The organism is Pseudoxanthomonas sp. CCNWLW251 (assembly GCF_037402255.1).
Lineage (GTDB): Bacteria > Pseudomonadota > Gammaproteobacteria > Xanthomonadales > Xanthomonadaceae > Pseudoxanthomonas_A.
Map to the genome: position 1 here is coordinate 657,320 of NZ_JBBEGA010000001.1, position 24,160 is coordinate 681,479.

Consider the following 24,160-nt stretch of genomic DNA (forward strand, 5'->3'; position numbering starts at 1 on the left):
CGCACGGGACTATCGCGTGGGCGCAATGCCATGGCGGCGCAGCACGTCACGCACGCGGTCCAGCGGAATCGCCTCGACCGTCTCGCCATTGCCACTGACGGTGGTGGCCATGAACAGCGAGTTGTAGATCGCCTCTTCCACCGCTTCCACGCTGGCCTGGAATACCGCGCTCATCTGCTCGTTCGCGAGTTCGGCGGTTTCCAGCCGGGGCGCATCGAAGGCGCGCCGCACCGACTCGGCGGTGGAGAACGCGAGGATGTAATCCCCGCTGCCATTGGACGCCGAACTGCCTGTCCGGCCCAGCCCCATCATTGCGCGCGAGGCGACGCGCCGCAGGTTGCGGTCGCCCAGCGGCGCATCGGTGGCGATGACGATGATGATCGATCCGTCCCCGCGATCATCCGCAGGACCGCGGCCTGCAGCAGCGCGCACCGCGACGGCATCCTGGAAGGCGTAACGCGCCAGTTCACGGCCCACCGGCGCACCGGATACCTGCAGCACGCCACCGAAATTGCTTTGTACCAGCACACCGACCGTCCAGCCTCCCAGCGAACCGGGCAGCTTGCGCGAGGACGTGCCGATGCCGCCCTTCCAGCCGAACGCCACCGTACCCGTGCCGGCGCCCACGCTGCCTTCCTGCACCGGACCATCATGGGCGGCTTCAAGCGCGCCCCGCACCGCCTCGGCCGTCACCGGACGGGCACGGATGTCGTTGAGACCGCCATCATTGGTTTCGCCGACGACCACGTTGAGCGAACGCACCTGCTGCATGCCCGGCTTGTCGAGCATCCAGGCCGCCATTGCATCCGCCGCCTTCCACACGCACAGGGTGCATGTCAGCAGGATGGGGGTTTCCAGTTCGCCCAGTTCGTTGACCTGGGTGCTGCCGATGAATTTGCCGAACCCGTTGCCGACATGCACTGCGGCCGGCACGCGCGAGCGGTACGTGTTGCCCGCATGCGGCAGGATTGCGGTGACACCGGTCCGCACGGTGTCGCCTTCCTTCAGCGTCACCTGTCCGACGCGCACGCCGGCGACATCGGTGATGGCATTGTGCGTGCCGGTCGCGAAGATGCCGGGGGCGACACCGAGGTCGCGGGCCCGTACGCGCGGCGCTTCCTGCGCGATGGCGGTGAGCGAGGACAGCCCCAGCAGCAGCGCCGCCAGTCGAGGGAACGAAGGATGCGGCGTGCGGGACATGGGGACTCCTCTACTGGCGCTGGCGGACGGCCTCGAACAGGGTGACGCCGGCCGCGACCGACACGTTGAGGCTTTCGATGTCGCCGGGCATGGGAATCTTCACCAGCCCGTCGCAATGCTCGCGGGTCAGGCGACGCAGACCATCGGCTTCGCCGCCCAGCGCCAGCGCCACGTTGCCGCGCAGGTCGGTGGCGTACAGCGAGGCATCCGCCTCGCCGGCCAGGCCATAGATCCACACGCCGAGCTGCTGCAGGTCGCGCAGGCAACGCGACAGATTGGTGACCTGCACAACCGGGATGCGGTCGGCCGCACCGGCCGACGTCTTGCGCACGGTCGCGTTGACGCCGACCGACTTGTCCTTGGGAATGATCACGGCGGTGACGCCGGCCGCGGCGGCGCTGCGCAGGCAGGCGCCAAGATTGTGCGGATCCTGCACGCCGTCCAGCACCAGCAACAGCGCCTTGCCTTCGGCGGCTTCCACCAGACCCTGCAGTTCGTTCTCGTCCCAGGTCCTGGCAGCGGCATAGCGCGCGGCCACGCCCTGGTGGCGCAACGCGCCGGCCACGCCGTCCAGCGCCTGCCCGGTGACGCGACGCACGTCGATGCCCTTGCGACGTGCGTTCTCCTCGATCTCGGTCAGGCGCGCGTTCTTGCTGCCTCCCTCGATCAGGATCTCGCGCACGTTGTCGGCATCGTTCTCGACGGCCGAAGCGACCGCGTTGACGCCGACGATCCACTGGTTCTGCTTGCTCATGCGCTGTACGGCCGCGTTGGAAAGGCCGGCATTATCGCACCGACCGGTCGCTCAGCGCGGCGGCCACGCGGCCGTGTCGTGGTCGGGATGCTGGAACGACACCACTCCGGCAAGAAAGGCCGCCGCCTCGTCTTCCTCGGTGCGCCGCTGCGGCAATGCAGGCAGGGTATCCACGTACGGCAGCTTGCCTTCCACCCCGTACTGCACCCACGGCGGCAATCCCGAGGGGTCGTCGAATGCCCCCGCGGCCAGCGCCACGCCGTCGGGCGCCTCATAGGTCAGCGGCGTGCCGCAGTCGGCACAGAAGCCGCGCCGGACGACGTTGGACGAGTGGAAGCGCTTCGGTTCGCCCCGCGTCCACGCCAGCACCGCGCCGCGCGTGGACACCAGCGGCGCGTAGTACGCACCGAATGCTTTCTGGCACATGCGGCAATGGCAGATGGAAGCGTCCTTCAGCTCGCCGCTGACGCGGAAGCGGATCGCGCCGCATTGGCAGCCGCCGGTGTGGGTCGGGATGGGCATGGGCTGACGCTCCTGGCGTGGGATGCGCATGTCGTTGCAGGACCACGCCCATCCTGTAACGCCCGACGACAAGGGTCCCGTCATCCCACAAGCACCGGACGACAGTGTCGCCTTTGATCGTCATCCCGGCGGTAGCCGGGATCCATCCTGATGCTGCCGTTGCACGCAGGTCCGTGCGAAGAGAGCGAAGATCAAAATGGGTTCCAGCGTGCGCTGGGACGACGGTGCCGCCCTTGATCGTCATCCCGGCGGAAGCCGGTATCCATCCTGATGCTGCCGTTTCACGCAGGTCCTTGAAGAAAGCCAAGATCAAGCTGGATCCCAGCGTGCGCTGGGACGACGGGCTTCAATCAGTACTTCTGCTTCCTGCGCTTGGCCGGCTGCCCACGCGGCTGGGGCGAGGGCGTGCCACCGTCTTTCGCCTTGTCGTCGACCAGGCGGAAGTCGATCTTGCGTTCCTCCAGGCTGGCCTTCAGCACGATGATGCGGACGCGGTCGCCCAGGCGGAACGACATGCCGCGGCGCTCGCCCGACAATGTCTTGCGCAGCGGATCGAAGTGGTAATAGTCCTGCGGCAGCTGGGTCACATGGACCAGGCCGTTGACCTTGGACTGGTCCAGCTCCACGAACAGGCCAAAGCTGGTGACGCCGCTGATCACGCCGTCGAACTGGCCGCCGACATGCTGCTCCATCCACGCCGCACGGTAGCGCTCATCGACTTCACGCTCGGCTTCGTCGGCGCGTCGCGCGCGTTCCGAACACTGCAGCGAAAGGGCCGCCATCTCGTGCGCGGAATACAGGAATTTCTCCGGCTTGCCCTTGGTCAGCGCGTACTTGATGGCGCGGTGCACGAGCAGGTCGGGATACCGGCGGATGGGCGACGTGAAATGCGCGTAGGCCTCCAGCGCCAGGCCGAAATGGCCCGCATTGTCCGGCGAGTAGACCGCCAGGCTCTGGCTGCGCAGCACCACCGATTCCAGCAGGGCCACGTCGGGACGCTCGCGGATCTTCTTCAGCAGCTGGGTGAAATCCCGTGGCTGCACCTTGCTCCAGGCCGGCAGGCTCAACTTGAATTCCTTCAGGAACTCGAGCAGGTCGGCGTACTTGGATTCCGGCGGCCGGTCATGCACACGGTACGGCGCGGGAATGCGCGCGCCCAGCAGGAACCTGGCGGCTTCCACGTTGGCCGCGATCATGCATTCCTCGATCAGCTTGTGCGCATCGTTCCGCTGCAACATGCCGGCCTGGGTGACTTCCCCGCGGTTGTCCAGTTCGAAGCGGACTTCGGACGTCTCGAACTCGATCGCCCCACGCTTCTCGCGCGCCTTGGCCAGCAGGCCATACAGCTCGTGCAGGCGCTCGACCTGCGGCAGCAAGGCGCCGATGGACTGGCGGGCCTCGGCGTCACCCTCGCCCACTGCCTTCCACACCTGGTCGTAGGTGAGGCGTGCGTGCGAGCGCATCACCGCCTCGTAGAACTTCGACTGGGTGACTTCGCCCTCGCTGTTGACCTGCATGTCGCAGACGAAACACATGCGGTCCACTTTCGGATTCAGCGAGCAGATGCCGTTGGACAATGTCTCCGGCAGCATGGGCACCACGAAACCCGGGAAGTACACCGAGGTCGCGCGCTTCTGCGCTTCATCATCCAGCGGCGTACCCGGGCGCACGTAGTGCGAGACATCGGCGATGGCCACCACCAGGCGGTAGCCGCTGCGGTTCTTCATGCGCAGGCCCTGGCGATTGCTCTCGCAATACACCGCATCGTCGAAGTCCTTCGCATCGGCGCCGTCGATGGTCACCAGCGGCATGTCGCGCAGGTCCACGCGATCGCCGATCATCGAGGGCTCGATGACCAGCGGCACGGCCGTGGCCTCGTCCAGCACCTCCTGCGGGAACTCGTGCGGCAGGTTGTGGCCGTGGATCGCAGCCTCGACCACCAGCGATGGCGTCAGACTGTCGCCGAGCACGGCGATGACCTTGCCGATGGGCGGGCGCCGGGTGTCCGGCGCCTGGGTCAGTTCGACCACGACGAGCTGGCCGTCGCGCGCGCCACCGGTCGCGTCCTGCGGGATCTGGACGTTGCGCTGGATGCGCTTGTCGTCGGGCGCCACGTAGGCGATGCCCACTTCGAAACCGAACCGCCCGATCAGGCGGGTGACGCCACGCTCCAGCACGCGCGCGATGCTGCCTTCGCGACGACCGCGGCGATCGATGCCGGTGACATTGGCCAGCGCGCGGTCGCCATGCATGACCTTGCGCATTTCGTAGGGCGGCAGGAACAGATCGTCGCCGCCCGCATCAGGACGCAGGAAACCGAAGCCGTCGGGATTGGCGATCACCGTGCCGGAGATGAGGTCGGTCTGCTGCACGGGCGCGAAACCGCCGCGCCGGTTCTGCACGAGTTGGCCATCGCGGACCATCGCGCCCAGCCGCTTGGACAGCGCATCGAAACGCTCGGGTGCGTCCAGGCCCAGTGGACCGGCGATTTCCTCCGCCGTCTGCGGACCTTCCGCTGCTTCGAGGAAGCCGAGGATGGCCTCGCGACTGGCAATGGGTTGTTCATAACGCTGCGCTTCGCGTTGCGCATGCGGATCGACGAAACGACCGCCCGTACGTGATCCGGAGCCCGGGTTGCGGCGCGCGGGCGGTGCGCCGGCATGCGTGCGGGACGGCGCTCGCGCGGGCACATCGGGCATCCAGGGCGGGAGGCTCTTCTTGGCCGGCTTGCCGGACTTGCCAGAGGGGGCCGGCTTGCCGGCGTTGCGGGAACCGGGCGTGCCGCCTGGCTTGCTTCCTTTCCCGGCGGGCGTCTTGCCGCCGCTGCGTGGTGTCTTGTTGGTCATAGGGGGATGGTACACCCCGCCTGAACAACGCCATGCGAAGGGGACCGTTGACAATCCCCCGCACTCCCCACAAAATGCGCGCCTCGCTTACCTGCCCAGGTGGCGGAATTGGTAGACGCACTAGTTTCAGGTACTAGCGGGTAAAACCGTGGAGGTTCGAGTCCTCTCCTGGGCACCACGCATCACGAAACCCTCGCGCAAGCGGGGGTTTCTTGTTTTCGGGGTTCCGGCCTGCGTGCTTCGTCACGACGCATCCGCCGGTCCCCGCGACGCCGCCGGGCGCACGCATCGCCGCACGCGTTAGGCTGGGTGCCTGACATCCGACCCGACATCGAACACAGGGGGCGCGAATGGAGTTCCAGCAGATCCTCTTCCTTGCCATCCTGGCAATCACGTTGGGTCTGTTCGTCAGCGAAAAACTCCGCGTCGACCTGGTCGCGCTGCTTGCGCTGCTCGCGCTCACGCTGACGGGCATCCTCGGCCCGAAGGAAGCGTTGTCGGGCTTCGCCAGCGAACCGGCGATCATCGTCGCCGCCGTGTTCGTGCTGTCGGCCGGCTTGTCCGCCACCGGCATCACCGAACGCATCGGTGCCGGCATCGGCAGGGCGGCCGGCGGCAGCGAATGGCGCACGATCGCCGTGGTGATGCCCGCCACTGCCGCACTGGCGGCGTTCTCGCACCACGTGATGGTCACCGCGATGATGCTGCCCATCCTGATGCGGATCGCCCGCGAGCAGAAGCTTGCCGCATCGCGCCTGCTGATGCCGATGTCGCTGGCGGCATCGCTCGGCACCACGCTGACCTTGTTCAGCGCGCCCGCCTTCCTGCTGTCCAACGACCTGATCAAGCGCGCGGGATTGCCGGGGCTGGACATCTTCGCCATCACGCCCATCGGTGCCGCCCTGGTGGTGCTGGGGACCGCCTACATGCTGCTGGGACGCTGGCTGGTACCCAAGCGCGAGGGTGAAACACCGCAGGGCGACTACCTGAAGCTGGACCGTTACTACACCGAACTGCTGGTGGAAGAAGCCTCGCCGTGGGTGGGCAAGACGCGCGGCGAATTCGCCGAAGCGTTCGACAAGCGGCTCCAGGTGGTGGACTGGCTGCGCCAGGGCATGCGTCGCCGCAACCAGCGGATGGACGGCAAGCTCGACGCCGGGGACGTACTGCTGGTGCGGGCCTCGCCGGACGAGATCGCCTCCATCCGCAATGAGCCCGGCTTGGCCCTGCATGCCGTGGCCAAGTACGGCGAAAAACCAAACGAACAACCGAAGACCGAAGCCCTTGGCGAAGAGCAGCTGGTACAGGCCGTGGTCGCGCCGCATTCCGAGTTCGTCGGCCGCAGCGTCGCCGACATCGATTTCCTGCGGAACCTGGGCGTGGTGGTGGTCGGCCTGTGGCGCCGCGAAGGCTGGCTGCATGGCGAGCTCTCGGAAATGGTGTTGCAGGAGGGCGACCTGCTCGTGCTGTGGGGCCAGCAGCAGAACCTCGAACCGCTGGCGGCCCATCACGGCTTCCTGATGCTGATGCCGTTCGGTGGCAGGGAGAAGCCGCGTCGTCGTGCGCCCATCGCCCTGCTGATCATGGCGGCAGCGGTGGCGGCCGCGGCCACCGAGGTGCTCGCGCCGCACATCGCCTTCCTTGCCGGCGCGGTCGCCATGGTGCTCACGCGCTGCGTGGACATCGAGCGCGCCTACCAGGAAATCGACGTGCGTATCTTCGTGATGATCGGCGGCGTCATCCCGCTGGGCATCGCCATGGAGAAGACCGGCACTGCGGCGCTGGTGGCGGACCTGCTGCTCAACCACACCGCACACTGGTCGCCGCTGGTGCTGCTGCTGGTGATGTTCGGTACCGCCGCGCTGCTGACGCAGATCCTGTCCGACGCCGCGACGACGGTACTGCTCGCCCCCATCGCGCTGGCGCTGGCGGGTGGCCTGGAGCTGAACCCGGTGCCCTTCGTCGTATGCACGGCGATGGGAGCGGTGGCCTCGTTCCTCACCCCGATCGGCCACCACGGCAACCTGCTGATCCTCAACCCCGGCCGCTACACCTTCGGCGATTTCCTGCGCGTCGGCGTTCCGCTCACGCTGGGCATCGCCTTCACCACGGCGTGGCTGGCGCGCTGGCTGTGGCTGGACGGTCCGTTGCTGCCCGGTAGCATCGGGTGAGACGGGGTGGCGGGTAGAATGGCGGGGTCGACCACGACCCGCAGACTGCAAGCCCGCAATGACCGAAACGATCCGCCCCACCTTCCACGGCTTCGAGCAGATACCGCTGCGCGAGTACGCCGAGCGCGCCTACCTCGATTACTCCATGTACGTGGTGCTCGACCGCGCCCTGCCCTTCATCGGCGACGGTCTGAAGCCCGTGCAGCGGCGCATCGTCTATGCGATGAGCGAGCTGGGCCTGAATGCCGGCGCCAAGCCGAAGAAGTCCGCGCGTACCGTCGGCGACGTCATCGGCAAATACCACCCGCACGGCGACAGCGCGTGCTACGAGGCGCTGGTGCTGATGGCGCAGCCGTTCTCCTACCGTTATCCGCTGATCGAAGGCCAGGGCAACTTCGGCTCGCCCGACGATCCCAAGTCGTTCGCGGCCATGCGCTACACGGAATCCAAGCTCACGCCGATCGCCGAAGTGCTGCTGGGCGAGCTGGGCCAGGGCACGGCGGACTGGACGCCCAATTTCGACGGCACGCTGGAGGAGCCCACCTGGTTGCCGGCGCGCCTGCCGCACCTGCTGCTCAACGGCACCACCGGCATTGCGGTCGGCATGGCCACCGACGTGCCGCCCCACAATCTCAACGAGATCGTCAGCGCCTGCATCCGGCTGATCGACGACCCGGATGCCACGGTCGCCGACCTGTGCGAGCACGTGCGGGGCCCCGACTATCCCACCAGGGCCGAGATCATCACCGCGCCATCGGACCTCCGCGCGATGTACGAAAACGGTACCGGCAGCGTCCGCGCGCGCGCCGTCTGGCGCAAGGACAACGCCAACATCGTCATCGATGCCCTGCCCTACCAGGTCTCGCCGTCGAAGGTGATCGAACAGATCGCCGCCCAGATGCGCGCGAAAAAGCTGCCCTGGCTGGAAGACATCCGCGACGAATCCGACCACGCCAACCCCGTGCGCGTAGTGCTGATTCCGCGTTCCAACCGCGTGGATGCCGAACAGCTGATGGGCCACCTGTTCGCCACGACCGACCTGGAGAAGAGTTACCGGGTCAACCTCAACATCATCGGACTGGATGGCCGGCCGCAGGTCAAGAACCTGAAGATGTTGCTGACCGAGTGGCTGGCCTTCCGCAGCGACACCGTCACCCGCCGCCTGAAGCACCGGCTGGAAAAAGTCGAGCGCCGCCTGCACCTGCTGGAAGGCCTGCTGGTGGCGTTCCTCAACCTGGATGAAGTCATCCGCATCATCCGCACCGAGGACGAGCCCAGGGCCGCGTTGATCGCACGCTTCGCATTGAGCGAGGAGCAGGCGGACTACATCCTCGACACCAGGCTGAAGCAACTCGCCCGCCTTGAGGAAATGAAGATCCGCGGCGAGCAGGACGAACTCGCCAGCGAGCGCGAGAAGCTGATCGCCACGCTGGACTCCAAGGCCAAGCTGAAAAAGCTGATCAAGGACGAGCTCACCGCCGATGCGAAGAAATTCGGCGACGCGCGCATGTCGCCGCTGGTGCAACGCGATGCCGCACAGGCGCTGGATGAAACCGAACTGGTTGCCAGCGAGCCGATGACGGTCGTGATGTCGGCGAAGGGCTGGATCCGTGCGGCCAAGGGCCACGACATGGATGCGGCCACGCTTTCCTACCGCGACGGCGACAGCCTGCTCGCAGCTGTGCGTTCGCGCAGTACGCAGCAGGTGGCGTTCCTCGATTCGGAGGGCCGCAGCTATTCCACCGCCGTGCACACGCTGCCATCGGCGCGCGGCAATGGCGAGCCCCTCACGGGCCGGTTCTCTCCTGCCGCGGGCGCATCGTTCCAGGCGCTGGCCAGCGGCGACAACGACACGCGCTTCGTGCTGGCCTCGTCGCATGGCTACGGCTTCGTGACCCGCTTCGAGAACCTCACCGGTCGCCAGAAGGCCGGCAAGGCCATGCTCAACCTGACCGCCGGTGCCCATGTACTGCAACCGTCGGCGGTGCCGAATGCGGAAACCGACCGCATCGTCGCGGTGACCAGCGCCGGCCACCTGCTGGCGTTCCCCGTCAGCGAACTGCCGGAACTCGACAAGGGCAAGGGCAACAAGATCATCGAAATCCCGAAGGCCAAGCTGGGCACCGAGCATGTCGTCGCCATCGCCGCGGTGTCGCCCGGCGGCACGCTGCAGGTGAAAAGCGGCCAGCGCACGATGAGCCTGTCGTTCAAGGACCTGGATGCCTACGTCGGTGCGCGCGCGACGCGGGGTGGGTTGTTGCCGCGGGGTTGGCAGAAGGTCGATGGACTGGATGTCCAGTAGTCCACCGCATGGACGCGCTGCGGCGCGTTCGTGATCGCGACGCCCTGCATGCAACAGGGCGGCATTGCTGTAGGAGGGGCTTCAGCCCCGACCGCTTTACACGCGGAGAAGCCTCGGGGCTGAAGCCCCTCCTACAACAGCTGGGCGAGTTTCAATCCAACGGTTTCGACGAGGGTCGCACGAATGGATAGCGGATTCTGGTTGCAGCGATGGCAGGAAGGCCAGATCGGTTTCCACCGCAGCGACGTGATGCCGCTGCTGGAAAAACACTGGCCATCGCTGCAGGTGCGTGCCGATGCCCGCGTCCTGGTGCCGCTGTGCGGCAAATCGCTGGACATGCACTGGCTGGCCGCGCAGGGATACCGCGTGCTGGGCGTGGAACTGTCGCCCCTGGCCGTGGCGCAGTTCTTCCAGGAGGCGGGCGTGGAGCCGGTCAGGACAGTCAGCCAGTACGGCGAGCACTTCACTGCCGGCCCCATCGAGATCGTCCTGGGGGATGCGTTCGGACTGGAGCCAGCGCTACTTGCCGATGTGGAGGCGGTCTATGACCGTGCAGCGCTGATCGCGCTTCCGCCCGCCCTGCGCCGCCGCTACCTCGACACGCTGTATGCCGCGTTGCCGTCCGGCTGCCGGGGCCTGCTGATCACGCTGGAGTACCCGCAGCAGCAGAAGGACGGTCCGCCATTCTCGGTCGGGCAGGCGGAAGTCGAGGCGCTGTTCGCTTCACCGTGGCAGCACGTGCTGCTCGAGCGGCGCGACATCCTGGACCAAGAGCCGCGCTTCCAGGCGGAAGGCCTGACTGCGCTCACCACCGCCGTCTATCGGCTTCGCCGGACCTGAGTCTTCGCCTCAGCCCGAAACGCTGCCGCCATCCAGCTTCGACGTGAGGTACAGCTCGATGCCCAGGCGCTTGATCAGGCCCAGTTGCTGTTCCAGCCAGTGCGCGTGGTCTTCCTCGGTGTCCTTGAGCTGGGCCAGCAGGATCTCGCGGCTGACATAGTCGCCATGCTGTTCGCACAGGCCGACACCCTTGGCCAGATTCGCGCGTACGGCGTATTCGACCTCCAGGTCGCGCTGCAGCATCTCCTCGACCGTCCTGCCCGCGACGAACGACTCCGGGCGCATGTCCGGATCGCCCTCCAGGAACAGGATGCGGCGCAGCAGCGCATCGGCGTGCTGGGTTTCTTCCTGCATCTCGTGGTCGATGCGGTTGAACAGCGCCTTCAGCCCCATGTCCTCGTAACGGCGGGAATGGATGAAGTACTGGTCGCGGGCAGCGAGTTCGCCGCGCAGCAGGAACTTGAGATAGTCGACGACGTCGGGATGGCCTTTCATGGCACGTGGCTCCGGTAGCGAGGCGCACAGGATGCCCGATCGGGCACCATGATGACCGAATCGGAATCACTCTCGTTCGTCGTTGCGCTGCGGCAGTAGCGGTCATGGCTTCCATGGAATAATCGGCCGCGACCCCCACGCCCCTACCGCAAGGATCCCGCAATGCTGAAGTGGACCCGGCGCATCGCGCTGCTGCTGTTGGCCCTCGTTGTCGTGGCATTGCTTGTGGTGTGGTGGTTGATGCGGGGCAGCCTGGCCCGGCTGGAAGGCGAGTCCGGCCTGGCCGGACTGTCGGCACCGGTCTCGATCCAGCGCGATGCACTGGGCGTGGTAACCATCGACGCCGCCAGCGAGGCCGACGCCACCCGCGCACTGGGATACGTGCACGCCCAGGAGCGCTACTTCGAGATGGACCTGATGCGGCGCAGTTCCGCCGGCGAACTGTCGGAACTGTTCGGCCCCATTGCGGTGGACATGGACAAGGAGCGCCGCACCCACCGCATCCGCGCACGGGTATCCGCGCACCTGGGCGAATTCGCGGGCGACCGCATGCCGCAGCTCGAAGCCTATGCCGCTGGCGTCAACGCCGGACTTGACGACCTGCGCGCGCGTCCCTGGCCCTACCTGTTGCTGCGGCAATCGCCGCGCGCCTGGGAGGTGACCGACTCGGCGCTGGCCGGATACGCGATGTACTTCGACCTGCAGGACTCCGGGAACCTGCGCGAGCTCGGCCTGTGGAAGATCCGCCAGCACGTGCCGCCGGCCCTGTTCGACCTGCTGACCCACGATGGCACCGAATGGGACGCACCGCTCTACGGGCAGGCACGAGGCAATGCCGCGCTTCCACCGGCAACGGGTGTCGACCTGCGCACGCTGCCGATGCCGAAGACCGACTCGCACCGGCGCCTGGCCGACAAGGGCACGCCCGGCAGCAACAACTGGGCGGTGGCCGGCGCACTGACCGCCGACGGCCGCGCCATCGTTGCCGACGACATGCATCTGGGCCTGCGTGCGCCCAACATCTGGTTCCGCGTCCGCCTGCGTTATCCGAACCCGCGCGCGCCCGGCGGGACGGTCGATGTATCCGGCTTCAGCCTGCCCGGCCTGCCCGCCATCATCGTCGGCAGCAACGGGCATGTGGCATGGGGCTTCACCAACAGCTATGCGGACACGGCGGACTGGTATCCGGTGAAGCCGTGCAACAAGGGCGATGATCCGGCCACCTGCGATGCGACCGAACACCACGCCGAAACCATCCGCGTGGCCGGTGCCGATGCCGTCACGCTGGACGTTGTCGACACGCGCTACGGGCCCATCGTGCATCCGGCGACGCCCGGCAAGCCCGCGCTGGCCCTGCGTTGGGTCGCACACCAGCCCGGCGCGCTGAACTTCGGCCTGGCGGATTTCGCCACCGCCGGTGATCTTCCCTCCGTGCTGTCAGTCGCACAGCGCACCGCCACGCCGGCACAGAATCTCGTCATCGCGGACCACAAGGGGCGCGTCGCCTGGCGCATCCTCGGCCCGCTGGCATCGCGCGCGGGTGCATGCACGCACTCGCTGGAGTTCACGCGCGGCAGCGCGGATGCATCAGCAGCCACCCCCGCACCACCGAGCCGATGCACGCCGTGGCTCATCTCCAGCCAGCTCACGCCGGTACTGACCTCGCCGCCCAACCACCGTTTGTGGACCGCGAATGCGCGCGTCCTGGAGGGAGACGCGCTGGCACGGGTCGGCGATGGCGGCTATGCGCTGGGCGCGCGTGCCAGGCAGATCCGCGACGGCCTGCTGGCGAAGGAACGCTTCGCCGAAAAGGACCTGCTGGCCATCCAGCTCGACGATCGCGCCGTGTTCCTGCAGCGCTGGTGGCAACTGCTGCAGGATGAAGCCGGACGATCGCCCGCGGACTCCTCCGTGAAGGCACTCGCGGATGCGGGCAGGACCTGGGAAGGCGTCGCCAGCGTCGACTCCGTCAGCTATCGCCTCGTGCGCGCCTGGCGCCTCGCCGTGCATGCGCGCATCGCCGATGGCCTGACCGCACCGGCACAGGCAGCCCTGGGCAACGACTTCATCATGCCCGACCTGCCGCAGTTGGAAGGCGTCGCCTGGCCATTGCTCGAACAGCGTCCCCCGCATCTGTTGTCGCGCCGCTACAGGACGTGGGATGCCCTGCTGGAAGACGCGGCGAAGGAAGTCCGCGACGACCTGGCCGATCAAGGGCCGCTGGCGCAGCGTCGCTGGGGCGAGCGCAACACTGCGAAGATCTGCCATCCGCTGGCGAACGCCCTGCCCGCCTTCCTCAAGCCCAAGCTCTGCATGCCGGGCGAACCGCTCGCCGGTGACGGCGCCATGCCGCGCGTGCAGGGTCCGTCCTTCGGCGCCTCGGAACGCATGGTGGTGTCGCCCGGCCACGAGGCCGACGGCATCATCCACATGCCGGGCGGCCAGAGTGGCCACCCGATGTCGCCGTTCTGGGGCGCAGGCCATGACGACTGGGTACACGGACGGCCGACGCCATTCCTGCCGGGCGATGCCGCCCACACACTGACGCTGCGTCCCGCCAACGCTCAGCCCAGGTAGTGATCCGGTACCGCCAGCCCCTGCTGGCGGAAGAAGCTGAGCTGGTCGAAGTAGCCGCGCTGGAACACGATGCGACCGTCGCGCACGCGGAAGAAGCCGCAGCCGCGCAGTCCGAGCGGATCGCGCCATTCCATCACGGCCCACTCCCCGTCCTCGAGGATCTGTTCCACCTCGCACACCATCGTCGCGCGCGCGAATTCGGTGCGGAACAGCATCGCGATCGCCTCGCGTCCGTGCAGCGGGTCGGCCTCCACCTGGTGATTCACCGCGTCTTCCGTATACAGCGCGGCCAGGCCATCCACGTCCGCCGCGTTGAAGCGGCGGACCCATTCGCGCACCACGTCGGCGGGTGACATCGTCAGCCCGCCTGCAAGGCCGCCGCGTGCACGCCGGCCACGGCACGGCCGGACGGATCGGCCATCTTCGCGAAGCTGGCATCCCACGCGATCGCCGCCGGCGACGAGCACGCGATCGACTTGCCGCCCGGCACCGTTTCCGCGCAGGCCTGGCCCGGATAGTGCTGTTCGAACAGCGTGCGATAGAAATAGGCCTCCTTGGTCTGCGGCGGATTGACCGGGAAGCGCTTGTCGGCCGCCGCCAGTTCGCGATCGCTGACCTGTGCCTCCGCATGCGCCTTCAGCCCGTCGATCCAGCCGTAGCCGACGCCGTCGCTGAATTGCTCCTTCTGCCGCCACAGGATCGACTCCGGCAGATAGCCCTCGAACGCCTCGCGCAATATGCCCTTTTCCATCCGCTGCGCGCCGGCGCTGCCCTTGTCGATCATCTTGTGCAAGGCATCCATCTTCATGGCCACGTCGAGGAACTCCACGTCGAGGAACGGCACGCGTGGTTCCACGCCCCAGGCCATCATCGACTTGTTCGCGCGCAGGCAGTCGTAGTTGTAGAGCGCGTCCAGCTTGCGCACCAGCTCCTCGTGGAATTCGCGCGCGTCCGGCGCCTTGTGGAAGTACAGGTAACCGCCGAAGATCTCGTCGCTGCCCTCGCCCGACAGCACCATCTTCACCCCCATCGCCTTGATGCGACGCGCCAGCAGGTACATCGGCGTGGAGGCGCGGATGGTCGTGACGTCGTAGGTTTCGATGTGGCGGATCACTTCCGGGATGGCGTCGAGCCCCTCTTGGAACGTGTAGGTGAAGCCGTGGTGCACGGTACCCAATGCCTTCGCCGCGACTTCCGCCGCCGCCAGGTCGGGCGACCCGTCCAGGCCGATGGCGAACGAGTGCAGCCGCGGCCACCAGGCTTCGGTCGTGTCGTTGTCCTCGATGCGATGCCGTGCATAACGCGCGGCGACGGCCGCGACCAGCGAGGAGTCCAGGCCACCGGACAGCAGCACGCCGTAGGGCACGTCGGTCATCAGCTGGCGATGCACGGCGCGCTCGAATGCTTCGCGCAGCTCCTGCCTGGCGACTTCCACATGCTCCACTGCGGCGTAATCACGCCACGGCTTTTCGTAGTACTTGACCAGCGTCCGCGTCGCCGTCTCGTAGTAGTGGCCCGGCGGGAACTGGGCGACATCCGCGCAGATCGGCGACAGCGCCTTCATCTCCGATGCCACGCACAGCCGGCCCTCGCGATCGTGGCCCCAGTACAGCGGGCACACGCCGATGGGATCGCGCGCGATCAGCGCCCGGCCCGTCGCCTTGTCCCACAGCGCGAAGGCGAAGATGCCGTTGAGGCGGTTGAGGAACGACACCGGTTCGTCCTCGCGGTACAGCGCATTGATGACCTCGCAGTCGGAACCGGTCTGGAAGGCGTAGTCCTGCTTCAGTTCCGCCTTCAACTCGCGATGGTTGTAGATCTCGCCGTTGACCGCCAGCACCAGCGCCCCATCGGCCGAACGCAGCGGCTGCGAGCCGCCGGCCGGATCGACGATGGCCAGCCGTTCGTGCACCAGGATGGCGCCGTCGTCATGGTAGACACCGCTCCAGTCGGGTCCGCGATGGCGCTGCTTCTGCGAAAGTTCCAGCGCCTGTCGCCGGAGGGCCTGGATGTCGTCGCCGGGCTGCAGCCCGAAGATGCCGAAGATGGAACACATGGGAGGAAACTCCTGGTGGGGTTCGATGATGGAAGCCGGAAACGAAAAAACCCGCATCTCGCGATGCGGGTTTCTGGTATCCGGCAGGTCTTCCGTTGCCTAGTCGCAGAGCCGCATCGCCCGCGTCCCGTTGTTCGGGCGCAGGTTATTGCGGTTGTTGTTGATGGCGGTGCGGCAGGGCATGGCGCGACCGTAACCGGTCCCGCCGCCGCTTGGCAACTGTTTCATCCGAAAGCAAACGGCGGCGCGCAAATGCCTCAGGGCGCGCGCGCCGGCAGCATCAGCCGTTCGACCAGGGCCTGGTACAGGCCCGGCAGTGCCTCCAGGTCCGCGACGCGCACGTGCTCGTCGACCTTGTGGATGCTGGCGTTGACCGGCCCGACCTCGATGCATTCCGCACCCAGCGGCGCGATGAAGCGCGCATCGGACGTGCCGCCCGCCGTGCTTTCCTCCGGCGGCGCACCGGCGAACTCGCCCAGCACCGCGCGCGCCGTGGCGCGCAGGTGGCCTTCGGGCGTGTAGAACGGCTCGCCACCGCGATGCCACTGCACGCGGTAGTCGAGGCCGTGCCGCTGGAAGATGGCTTCGATCTCCTGCTCCAGCTTCTCCGCCGTCCAGCTGGGATTGAAGCGCAGGTTGAACACCACCTGCAGTTCGCCCGGGATGACATTGCTGGCACCGGTACCGGAATGGATGTTGGAAATCTGCAGGCTGGTCGGCGGAAAAGTCTCGTAGCCTTCGTCCCACTGCCGCGCTGCCAGTTCATCCAGCGCCGGCAACGCCTTGTGGATCGGGTTGAGCGCCTTGTGCGGATACGCCACATGTCCCTGCACGCCGCGCACGGCCAGTGTCGCGGTCAGCGTGCCGCGCCGCCCCACGCGCAGCAGGTCGCCCAGCACATCCTTCGACGACGGTTCGCCGGTGATGCACCAGTCGATCTTCTGGCCACGCTCGCGAAACAGCGCGGCGACTTTCTTCACCCCATCATGCGCGTCGCCTTCCTCGTCAGAGGTGACCAGCAGCGCCACCGTGCCGGGATGGTCCGGATGCGCGTCGACGAACCGCTCCAGCGCGATCGTGCACGCGGCCACGCTGCATTTCATGTCGGCGGTACCACGACCATACAGCACGCCATCGCGGATGGTGGGCACGAAGGGATCGCTGGTCCACGCGTCCAGCGGCCCGGGAGGCACGACATCGGTGTGCCCGAGCAGCACCAGCACCGGCGAACCGGCGCCATGCGTGGCCCAGAGATTGTCGGTGTCGCCGAAGCGCAGGTGTTCGCAGTGGAAACCGGCCTGGCCCAACCGCGTCGCCAGCACCTGCTGGCAACCTGCGTCATCCGGCGTCACCGAATGGCGGCGGATCAGTTCGCTGGAGAGTTCGACGACATCGCTCACGCGCCGGCTCCGAAGATCTTCTTGAACCCATTGTCGCTGAAGCCCTGTGAAAACCCGTCTTCACCCGTGATCACCACTGGGCGGCGGATCAGCTGCGGATACTCCTTCAGCAGCAACTTCCACTCCGCATCGGAGCCAGGTGCCTTGCGGTTGTCCGGCAACTGGCGCCAGGTCGTCGAGGACTTGTTGATCAGCGCATCCCAGCCGCCCGCCTTGTCCGCCCAGCCCTTCAGCGTCTCGGGCGACTGCCGACTGTCGCGGTAGTCGACGAACGTGTACGCGACGCCGAAGCGGTCCAGCCACTTCATCGCCTTCCTGCAGGTGTCGCAGTTCTTCAAACCATAGAGCGTCGTCGCCATCGCTCAGTCCGCCAATCCGCGCAGCAATTCGTTGACGCTGGTCTTGCTGCGGGTCTTCTCGTCGACCTGCTTGACGATCACCGCGCAGTACAACGAATGCGAACCATCGGCGGCCGGCAGCGAACCGGACACCACCACGCTGCCCGGCGGTACGTAGCCGTACGTGATTTCCTTGGTGGCGCGGTTGTAGATGCGCGTGGACTGACCGATGAACACCCCCATGCCGATCACGCTGTGGTGCCCGACCACGACGCCTTCGACGACTTCCGAGCGCGCCCCGATGAAGCAGTGGTCCTCGATGATCGTCGGGCTGGCCTGCAGCGGTTCCAGCACGCCGCCGATGCCGGCACCGCCCGACAGGTGGCAGTGCTTGCCGATCTGCGCGCAGGAGCCGACGGTCGCCCAGGTGTCGACCATCGTGCCTTCGCCCACGTACGCCCCGATGTTGACGAAGCTCGGCATCAGCACCACGTCCTTGCCGAAGTACGTGCCGCGGCGCGCGATGGCGCCCGGCACCACGCGCACGCCGAGCTTGCGGAAATCGTTCTCGTCGAAGGCGCCGAAGCGCGCCTCGACCTTGTCCCAGAACGGCGCGGGATAGGCTTCGACCAGTTCCATCTCGCTGACGCGGAAATACAGCAGCACGGCCTTCTTCAGCCATTCGTTGACCTTCCAGCCACCCTTGCCGTCGGGCTCGGCCACGCGCAGTTTTCCGCTCTCCAGGCCCTCGATCGCCAGCTCAACGGCGGTGCGGGTGGAGCCCTCGATCTCGGCCGGCGTCAGCTCGGCCCGGCGCTCGAACGCGCTCTCGATGGTGGACTTCAGTTCTTCGTTCTTGCTGGCTTTGCGGGTCATCAAAGGTCCTGCTGGGTTCTGCTCAGGTGGGGGTATCGAGGCCGGCGCGCAGCGCGTCGCGCAACGCGTCCTGCATGGCCGCGCCGGTCAGGGGCTGGTCGTGCTCGTCGGTGATCTGGAAAACGTCTTCCGCCCGCTCGCCGAACGTGGCGATGCGTGCGTCGTGCACGCGCAGGCCCTGCCGGCGCAGCACCTGGGCCACGTCCGACAGCAGTCCCGGGCGGTCAGGCGCGACCAGGCCGAGGATGGTCCTGCGCCCGTCCGGCGTGGTGTCGAACTCGATGCGCGGTGCGAATCGGAAATGCTTGAGCTGGCGCGGCACGGCGCGCCGGGACGTACGCACGCTGTCCAGCGGCCGCGCGAGCGCGTCGCCCAGGCCGCGCGCCACCTCGACGGGATCGCGCGGCGCATAGGCATCGGCCGGCAGGACTTCGAACGTATCGAAGACGGTGCCCTGGGGTCCCACCAGCACGCGCGCCTGGTGAATCGCGAAGCCCATGCGGTCGAGCGTGGCGAGGATCGCGGCAAACAGGCCGTCACGGTCCGGCGAATGCACGAACACTTCCATCGCGTCCGCGTCGTCGGCGATGCGGCGTGCGCGCACCCGCGTCTCGCCAGGCATCGCGCCACGGATGGCCTGTGCCTGCCAGGCCAGTTGCTCCGGACGGAAGCGCAGGAAACTCTCTTCAGGCATGGTCGCGAACAGGGCGTCCGCCTGTGCGGCTGCCATGCCCTGCACTTCCAGCAGCGCACGCACGCTTCCGCGCGCTTCGTCGAGACGCTCGTCCACGGCGACCGGATTCTCCAGCCCTTCCCGCAACACGCGCCGCGCAGCGAAGTACAGATCGGCGAGCAGCCGGTCCTTCCACGCGTTCCAGAGCTTGGGGCTGGTGCCGGCAATGTCCGCGCAGGTCAGCAGGTAGAGATAGTCCAGCCGCTCGCGGTCTCCGACCAGTGTGGCGAAGGCGTGGATGACGTCCGGGTCGGAAATATCCTGCTTCTGCGCCGTCACCGACATGCGCAGGTGCTGCTCCACCAGCCACGCGACCAGCGCGGTGTCCGCCTCGCTGAGCCCGTGCGCCACGCAGAACTCGCGTGCATCCACGGCGCCCAGCTCCGAATGATCGCCACCACGCCCCTTGGCGATGTCATGGAACAGGCCGGCCAGCAGGAGCAGTTCGGGCTTGCGCAGGCGTGGCCAGACTTCATGCGCGATGGAGAAGCGGTCGTCGGCACGGCCGGCGGCGAATGCGGCGATGTTCCGCAGCACCATCAAGGTGTGCTGGTCCACCGTGTAGACATGGAACAGGTCGAACTGCATGCGCCCCGACACGCGGGCGAACGCAGGGATCCACTGCCCCAGCACGCCCAGGCGCGCCATGCGGGTCAGCGTTTCCACCGCGCGCGGGCCGCGCAGCAGCGCCATGAAGGCATCACGCTGCAGCCGGTCGGCTGCCGGGTACGCCGACAGCCTGGGCAGCGATTCCGCCAGCGCACGCGCCGTGCGCGAATGCAGGCCACGGATCTGCGGGTGCGCCGCCCATGTCGCGAACAACGCGAACACCTGGGCGACATCGTCCCCGGGCCAGGCCACCTCGCGCGCGGCCAGATAACCCCGGCGCAGCGCAAAGCGCTCATCCAGCGGTTCGGGCAATGCCTCGCCGTCGAACTGTTCCTCGAAGCGCTGCAGCAGGCGGTCGCTGATCCGGCGCACGATGGCGGCACTGCGGTAGAAGCCCTGCATCATCTTCTCGACGCCCAGGCTTCCCGCGTCATCGGCGAAACCAAGACGCTGCGCCAGCGTCTTCTGGTAATCGAAGCGAAGGCGCTCCTCGGGGCGACCTGCCACGCGATGCAGGCCGTAGCGCAGGCGACCCAGCGCACGCCGCTCGCGCGCGAGCGCGAGAGCTTCGTCCTGGCCCAGGTGGCCCAGGCCTACCAGCGGCTCAAGGTCGCGCACGCCGAACGTGCGCAGCGCCATCCAGCCCAGCGTGTGCAGGTCGCGCAACCCGCCCGGGCCTTCCTTGATGTTGGGTTCGAGATTGTCGGACGTGTCGCCGAAGCGTGCGTGGCGGATGCGCAGCTCCTCGCGCTTGGCGACGAAGAAATCGCGCGGCGGCCAGACCCGGGCCGGACCGATGGCATCGATCAGCAGGCCTTCGTCCACCGGTTCGCCAATGATCAGCCGCTCCTCGATCAGCGCAGTCAGCACGCTCTGGTCGGCGGCGGCAGCGGCCGTGCATTCGCTCGCCGAGCGCACGCTGTGGCTGATCGGCAGGCCAGCATCCCAGAGCATCGCGAAGAAGCGTGCCACGGCATCGTGGTGGGCCTGCTGCACGTCGGATGCAGCCAGCACCAGCACGTCGACGTCGGATTGCGGAAACAGTTCGCCACGCCCGTACCCGCCCACCGCGAACAGCGCCATCGGCGCATCCGCGGGGATGCAGCGCAGCCAGGCGTCCTTCAGCAGGTGGTCCACCGCCCGCGCGCGCAGCGCGAGGATGCGGTCCATACCGTCGTCCTGGTCGAAGCGCTTGTCCAGCCGCGCATCGGTATGGCCGAGCGAGGCGCGCGCCGCCGCCGACCAGACCGCGTCATCGGCGACGTCCGGGCCGATGTCCGGAAGCCGCGTCGCGTGTCCGTTCGCGGCTGTCGTGGTGCTCACAGGTCGTTGTCGTCGCCCGGCACGCGGGTCAGGATCTCGACGCCGTCCTCGGTCACCGCGACGGTGTGCTCCCACTGCGCGGACAGCTTGCGGTCCTTGGTGACCACGGTCCAGCCATCGGGCAGCACGCGGGTATGCCGCGCACCCTCGTTGATCATCGGCTCGATGGTGAAGGTCATGCCCGGCTTCAGCACCACGCCCTCGCCGGGGCGTCCGTAGTGCAGCACCTGCGGCTCGTCGTGGTAGACCTTGCCGATGCCGTGGCCGCAGTACTCGCGCACCACGCTGAAGCGCTCGGCTTCGGCGTACTGCTGGATCGCGTGGCCCACGTCACCGAGGGTGGCGCCCGGTTTCACCGCGCGGATGCCGCGGAACATGGCTTCGCGGGTGGTGTCCACCAGCCGCTTCGCCATCACCGACGGGGTGCCGACGATGTACATGCGGCTGGTGTCGCCGTGCCAGCCGTCCTTGATGACGGTGACGTCGATGTTGAGGATGTCGCCATCCTTGAGCACCTTCGCTTCGCTCGGGATGCCATGGCAGATGACGTTGTTGACCGAGGTGCAGACCGTCGCCGGGAAGCCCTTGTAGCCCACGTTGGCCGGGATGGCTTTCTGCACGTTGACGATGTGATCGTGGCAGATGCGGTCCAGTTCGGCGGTGGTCACGCCCGGCTTCACGTGCGGGGCGACCACTTGCAGCACTTCGGCGGCCAGGCGGCCGGCGATGCGCATCTGGGCGAGGTCTTCGGGGGTTTTCAGCTGGATGGCCATATGGCCGATTATCCCCCATTTGGCGCCCGGGCTGAACGACCACGGGAGAAGGCCCAGCCCAAGGCGGTCCGTACCGTTTGCGGCGGGGGGCTGGAGGCGGCTATACTCCCTCGGCTTCGTGCCTGGGGTTGCCCGGTCCGGACCGCCCACGTCGGGCGACACCGACGAATCCACACCTGCTGCCCCAACCCGTGCCGGGGTGCCCTTCACTGAAGGGTTCGGACACGGAAGCCGCAGGGAGGCCCAACCCCGGAACCCCGCCTTCACCGGCGCCGTCCCCCATTGAACCGGACGGTGGGTTCCCCTTCGATGGAGTTACTGCAATGCCCCAAGTCACCATGCGCCAGATGCTGGAAGCCGGCGTCCATTTCGGCCACCAGACCCGCTACTGGAACCCCAAGATGGCGCCGTACATCTTCGGTGCCCGCGGCAAGATCCACATCATCAACCTCGAGAAGACCGTTCCGCTCTTCAACGACGCGATGAACTTCATCTCGGGCGTCGCCCAGAAGCGCGGCACCATCCTGTTCCTGGGCACCAAGCGCAGCGCGCGCGAGGCCGTGAAGGAAGAGGCCGAGCGTTGCGGCATGCCGTTCATGACCCAGCGCTGGCTGGGCGGCACGCTGACCAACTTCGCCACCGTGAAGAAGTCGGTCGCCCGCCTGAAGGAACTGGAAGCCGCCGAAACCGACGGCACGTTCGAGAAGCTGGTCAAGCACGAAGTGCTGGGCCTGCGCCGCGAGCGCGAGAAGCTGCTGGCCTCGCTGGGCGGCATCAAGGAAATGAACCGACTGCCGGACGCGCTGTTCGTCATCGACATCGGCCATGAAGACATCGCCATCAAGGAAGCCAAGAAGCTCGGCATCCCGGTGATCGCGGTGGTCGACTCGAACTACGACCCGGCCCTGGTCGACTACGCCATCCCCGGCAACGACGACGCCATCCGCGCCGTGCAGCTGTACGCCCGTGCCGCCGCCGACGCCGTGCTGGAAGGCAAGGCCGCCCAGCCGAACGCCGCCAGCGTGCGCGAGGAAGAGTTCGCCGAAGGCGGCGACGACAAGGGTGCCCGTCGCGCCCCGGCCAAGAAGGCCGCCGGCAAGAAGCCCGACGAAGCCGCCGCCGAGTAATCCGGCTGCAATGCCGCTGCGCCATGCTGCGCGGCGGCCCATGTTCCGCCTTCTCCCATCGGGAGAAGGTGCCCGAAGGGCGGATGAAGGTACGGAGCACGTCGACGCTGCATGCATCGCGACTCCGCCGCACCCTCACCCCAACCCCTCTTCCGACGGGAGAGGGGCTTTGCCAATCCAAATAGAGGTAATCCCGTGGAAATCACCGCTTCCCTGGTCAAGGAACTGCGCGAGCGCACTGGCGCCGGCATGATGGAGTGCAAGAAGGCACTCACCGAGAACAACGCCGACATCGACGCCGCGGCCGAGTGGCTGCGCAAGTCGGGCCTGGCCAAGGCCGACAAGAAGGCCGACCGCGTCACCGCCGAAGGCCGCGTGGCCGTGGCCCAGGACGGCGGCAAGGCCGTGCTGGTCGAGATCAACTCCGAGACCGACTTCGTCGCCAAGGACGCCAACTTCATCGCCTTCACCGACGCCATCGCGCAGGCCGCGCTGACCTCGGGCGCCGCCGATGTGGAAGCGCTGAAGAGCGCCAAGCTGGCCTCGGGCGAGACCGTCGAGGAAGCCCGCGCCGCCGCCATCGCCAAGCTGGGCGAGAACATGCAGATCCGTCGCCTGGTGTCGATCGACAGCGCCAACAACGTCGCGGCCTACGTGCACGGCGGCAAGATCGGCGTGCTGGTCGAGGTCAAGGGCGGCGACGCCGAACTGGCCCGCGGCCTGGCGATGCACATCGCCGCGATGAACCCGCCGCACAACAAGGCCGCCGACGTGCCGGCCGAATTCGTGGCGAAGGAAAAGGAAATCGAGCTGGCGAAGATGTCGGACAAGGACAAGGCCAAGCCGGCCGACATCCTGGAGAAGATCATCTCCGGCAAGATCAACAAGATCGTCAACGAAGTGACCCTGTACGGCCAGCCGTACGTGCTGGACAGCGACAAGTCGGTCGAGCAGGTCGTGAAGGCCGCCGGTGCCGACGTGGTCGGTTTCCAGCGCTTGGTGGTCGGCGAAGGCATCGAGAAGGTGGTGGAAGACTACGCCGCCGAAGTCATGAAGCAGGCCGGGCTGGCGTAAGCCTTCCCTCTCCGCTTCGACGGAAAAGCCGCGGGGAACCGCGGCTTTTTTGTTGCCCGCGTAGCGGGCGGGATCGGATGCCGCCGCGCACGCCGTGACCGTTAGTCGACTACGACTCAAGTTTGCACGTTCCGTGCCGAAACT

General features: G+C 67.3%; 17 protein-coding genes, 1 tRNA gene and 1 pseudogene. 7 read left to right on the top strand and 12 right to left on the bottom strand.

What is annotated here, in order from left to right:
* Positions 1-9: 9 nt before the first annotated feature.
* From WBN46_RS03175 to rnr, 4 genes are all read right to left on the bottom strand, one after another.
* Positions 10-1,200, bottom strand: coding sequence for a P1 family peptidase (locus WBN46_RS03175; protein WP_337730271.1), 1,191 nt, complete (start codon positions 1,198-1,200; stop codon positions 10-12).
* Between the two features lie 10 nt (positions 1,201-1,210).
* Positions 1,211-1,954: a 23S rRNA (guanosine(2251)-2'-O)-methyltransferase RlmB gene (rlmB, locus tag WBN46_RS03180; protein ID WP_337730272.1), complete on the bottom strand. Its 744-nt coding sequence runs from the start codon at positions 1,952-1,954 to the stop codon at positions 1,211-1,213.
* 51 nt (positions 1,955-2,005) lie between these two features.
* Positions 2,006-2,476: a GFA family protein gene (locus tag WBN46_RS03185; RefSeq protein ID WP_337730273.1), complete on the bottom strand. Its 471-nt coding sequence runs from the start codon at positions 2,474-2,476 to the stop codon at positions 2,006-2,008.
* A gap of 350 nt (positions 2,477-2,826) precedes the next feature.
* Positions 2,827-5,322 (bottom strand): ribonuclease R, encoded by a 2,496-nt coding sequence (gene rnr / locus WBN46_RS03190; protein WP_337730274.1) that lies wholly within the window; start codon positions 5,320-5,322, stop codon positions 2,827-2,829.
* A 93-nt stretch (positions 5,323-5,415) separates the two neighbouring features.
* On the opposite strand from rnr, the gene WBN46_RS03195 reads away from it, so the two are divergent.
* The 4 genes from WBN46_RS03195 (at position 5,416) to WBN46_RS03210 (ending at position 10,635) form a co-directional block, all read left to right on the top strand.
* Positions 5,416-5,500 (top strand) — tRNA-Leu (locus WBN46_RS03195).
* Between the two features lie 172 nt (positions 5,501-5,672).
* Positions 5,673-7,493, top strand: coding sequence for an SLC13 family permease (locus WBN46_RS03200; protein ID WP_337730275.1), 1,821 nt, complete (start codon positions 5,673-5,675; stop codon positions 7,491-7,493).
* 58 nt (positions 7,494-7,551) lie between these two features.
* Positions 7,552-9,795 (top strand): DNA topoisomerase IV subunit A, encoded by a 2,244-nt coding sequence (gene parC, locus WBN46_RS03205; protein WP_337730276.1) that lies wholly within the window; start codon positions 7,552-7,554, stop codon positions 9,793-9,795.
* A 183-nt stretch (positions 9,796-9,978) separates the two neighbouring features.
* On the top strand, positions 9,979-10,635 hold the full coding sequence (locus tag WBN46_RS03210; protein ID WP_337730277.1) for a thiopurine S-methyltransferase: 657 nt from the start codon (positions 9,979-9,981) through the stop codon (positions 10,633-10,635).
* A gap of 9 nt (positions 10,636-10,644) precedes the next feature.
* On the opposite strand, the gene bfr is transcribed toward WBN46_RS03210, so the two are convergent.
* On the bottom strand, positions 10,645-11,130 hold the full coding sequence (gene bfr / locus WBN46_RS03215; RefSeq protein ID WP_192200597.1) for a bacterioferritin: 486 nt from the start codon (positions 11,128-11,130) through the stop codon (positions 10,645-10,647).
* Positions 11,131-11,292: 162 nt separating this feature from the next.
* Between bfr and WBN46_RS03220 the strand changes: the two genes are divergently transcribed.
* Complete coding sequence (locus WBN46_RS03220) at positions 11,293-13,707, top strand: penicillin acylase family protein (protein WP_337730278.1); 2,415 nt, start codon at positions 11,293-11,295, stop codon at positions 13,705-13,707.
* Here the strand turns inward: WBN46_RS03220 and WBN46_RS03225 are convergent.
* From WBN46_RS03225 to map, 7 genes and pseudogenes are all read right to left on the bottom strand, one after another.
* Positions 13,695-14,063 (bottom strand): nuclear transport factor 2 family protein, encoded by a 369-nt coding sequence (locus tag WBN46_RS03225; RefSeq protein WP_337730279.1) that lies wholly within the window; start codon positions 14,061-14,063, stop codon positions 13,695-13,697. The two genes, WBN46_RS03220 and WBN46_RS03225, sit on opposite strands and share 13 nt — an antisense overlap.
* 2 nt (positions 14,064-14,065) lie before the next feature.
* Complete coding sequence (asnB, locus tag WBN46_RS03230; protein WP_337730280.1) at positions 14,066-15,763, bottom strand: asparagine synthase B; 1,698 nt, start codon at positions 15,761-15,763, stop codon at positions 14,066-14,068.
* A 257-nt stretch (positions 15,764-16,020) separates the two neighbouring features.
* Positions 16,021-17,163, bottom strand: a complete 1,143-nt coding sequence (gene dapE / locus WBN46_RS03235) for a succinyl-diaminopimelate desuccinylase (RefSeq protein WP_337730281.1) — start codon at positions 17,161-17,163, stop codon at positions 16,021-16,023.
* Positions 17,160-17,522, bottom strand: coding sequence for an arsenate reductase (locus WBN46_RS03240; protein ID WP_192200592.1), 363 nt, complete (start codon positions 17,520-17,522; stop codon positions 17,160-17,162). Before WBN46_RS03240 ends, dapE begins: the two co-directional genes overlap by 4 nt.
* A 3-nt stretch (positions 17,523-17,525) precedes the next feature.
* Positions 17,526-18,353, bottom strand: a pseudogene (dapD, locus tag WBN46_RS03245) (2,3,4,5-tetrahydropyridine-2,6-dicarboxylate N-succinyltransferase); the annotation flags it as partial.
* A 46-nt stretch (positions 18,354-18,399) separates the two neighbouring features.
* On the bottom strand, positions 18,400-20,994 hold the full coding sequence (glnD, locus tag WBN46_RS03250; protein WP_337730870.1) for a [protein-PII] uridylyltransferase: 2,595 nt from the start codon (positions 20,992-20,994) through the stop codon (positions 18,400-18,402).
* 44 nt (positions 20,995-21,038) lie between these two features.
* Positions 21,039-21,815, bottom strand: a complete 777-nt coding sequence (gene map / locus WBN46_RS03255) for a type I methionyl aminopeptidase (protein ID WP_192200590.1) — start codon at positions 21,813-21,815, stop codon at positions 21,039-21,041.
* Between the two features lie 323 nt (positions 21,816-22,138).
* Between map and rpsB the strand changes: the two genes are divergently transcribed.
* Both rpsB and tsf read left to right on the top strand, forming a co-directional pair.
* Positions 22,139-22,942, top strand: coding sequence for a 30S ribosomal protein S2 (rpsB, locus tag WBN46_RS03260; protein WP_337730282.1), 804 nt, complete (start codon positions 22,139-22,141; stop codon positions 22,940-22,942).
* 195 nt (positions 22,943-23,137) lie between these two features.
* A complete protein-coding gene (gene tsf, locus WBN46_RS03265; RefSeq protein ID WP_192200588.1) occupies positions 23,138-24,016 on the top strand; it encodes a translation elongation factor Ts in 879 nt (292 codons plus the stop codon).
* The last annotated feature ends 144 nt before the right edge of the window (positions 24,017-24,160 follow it).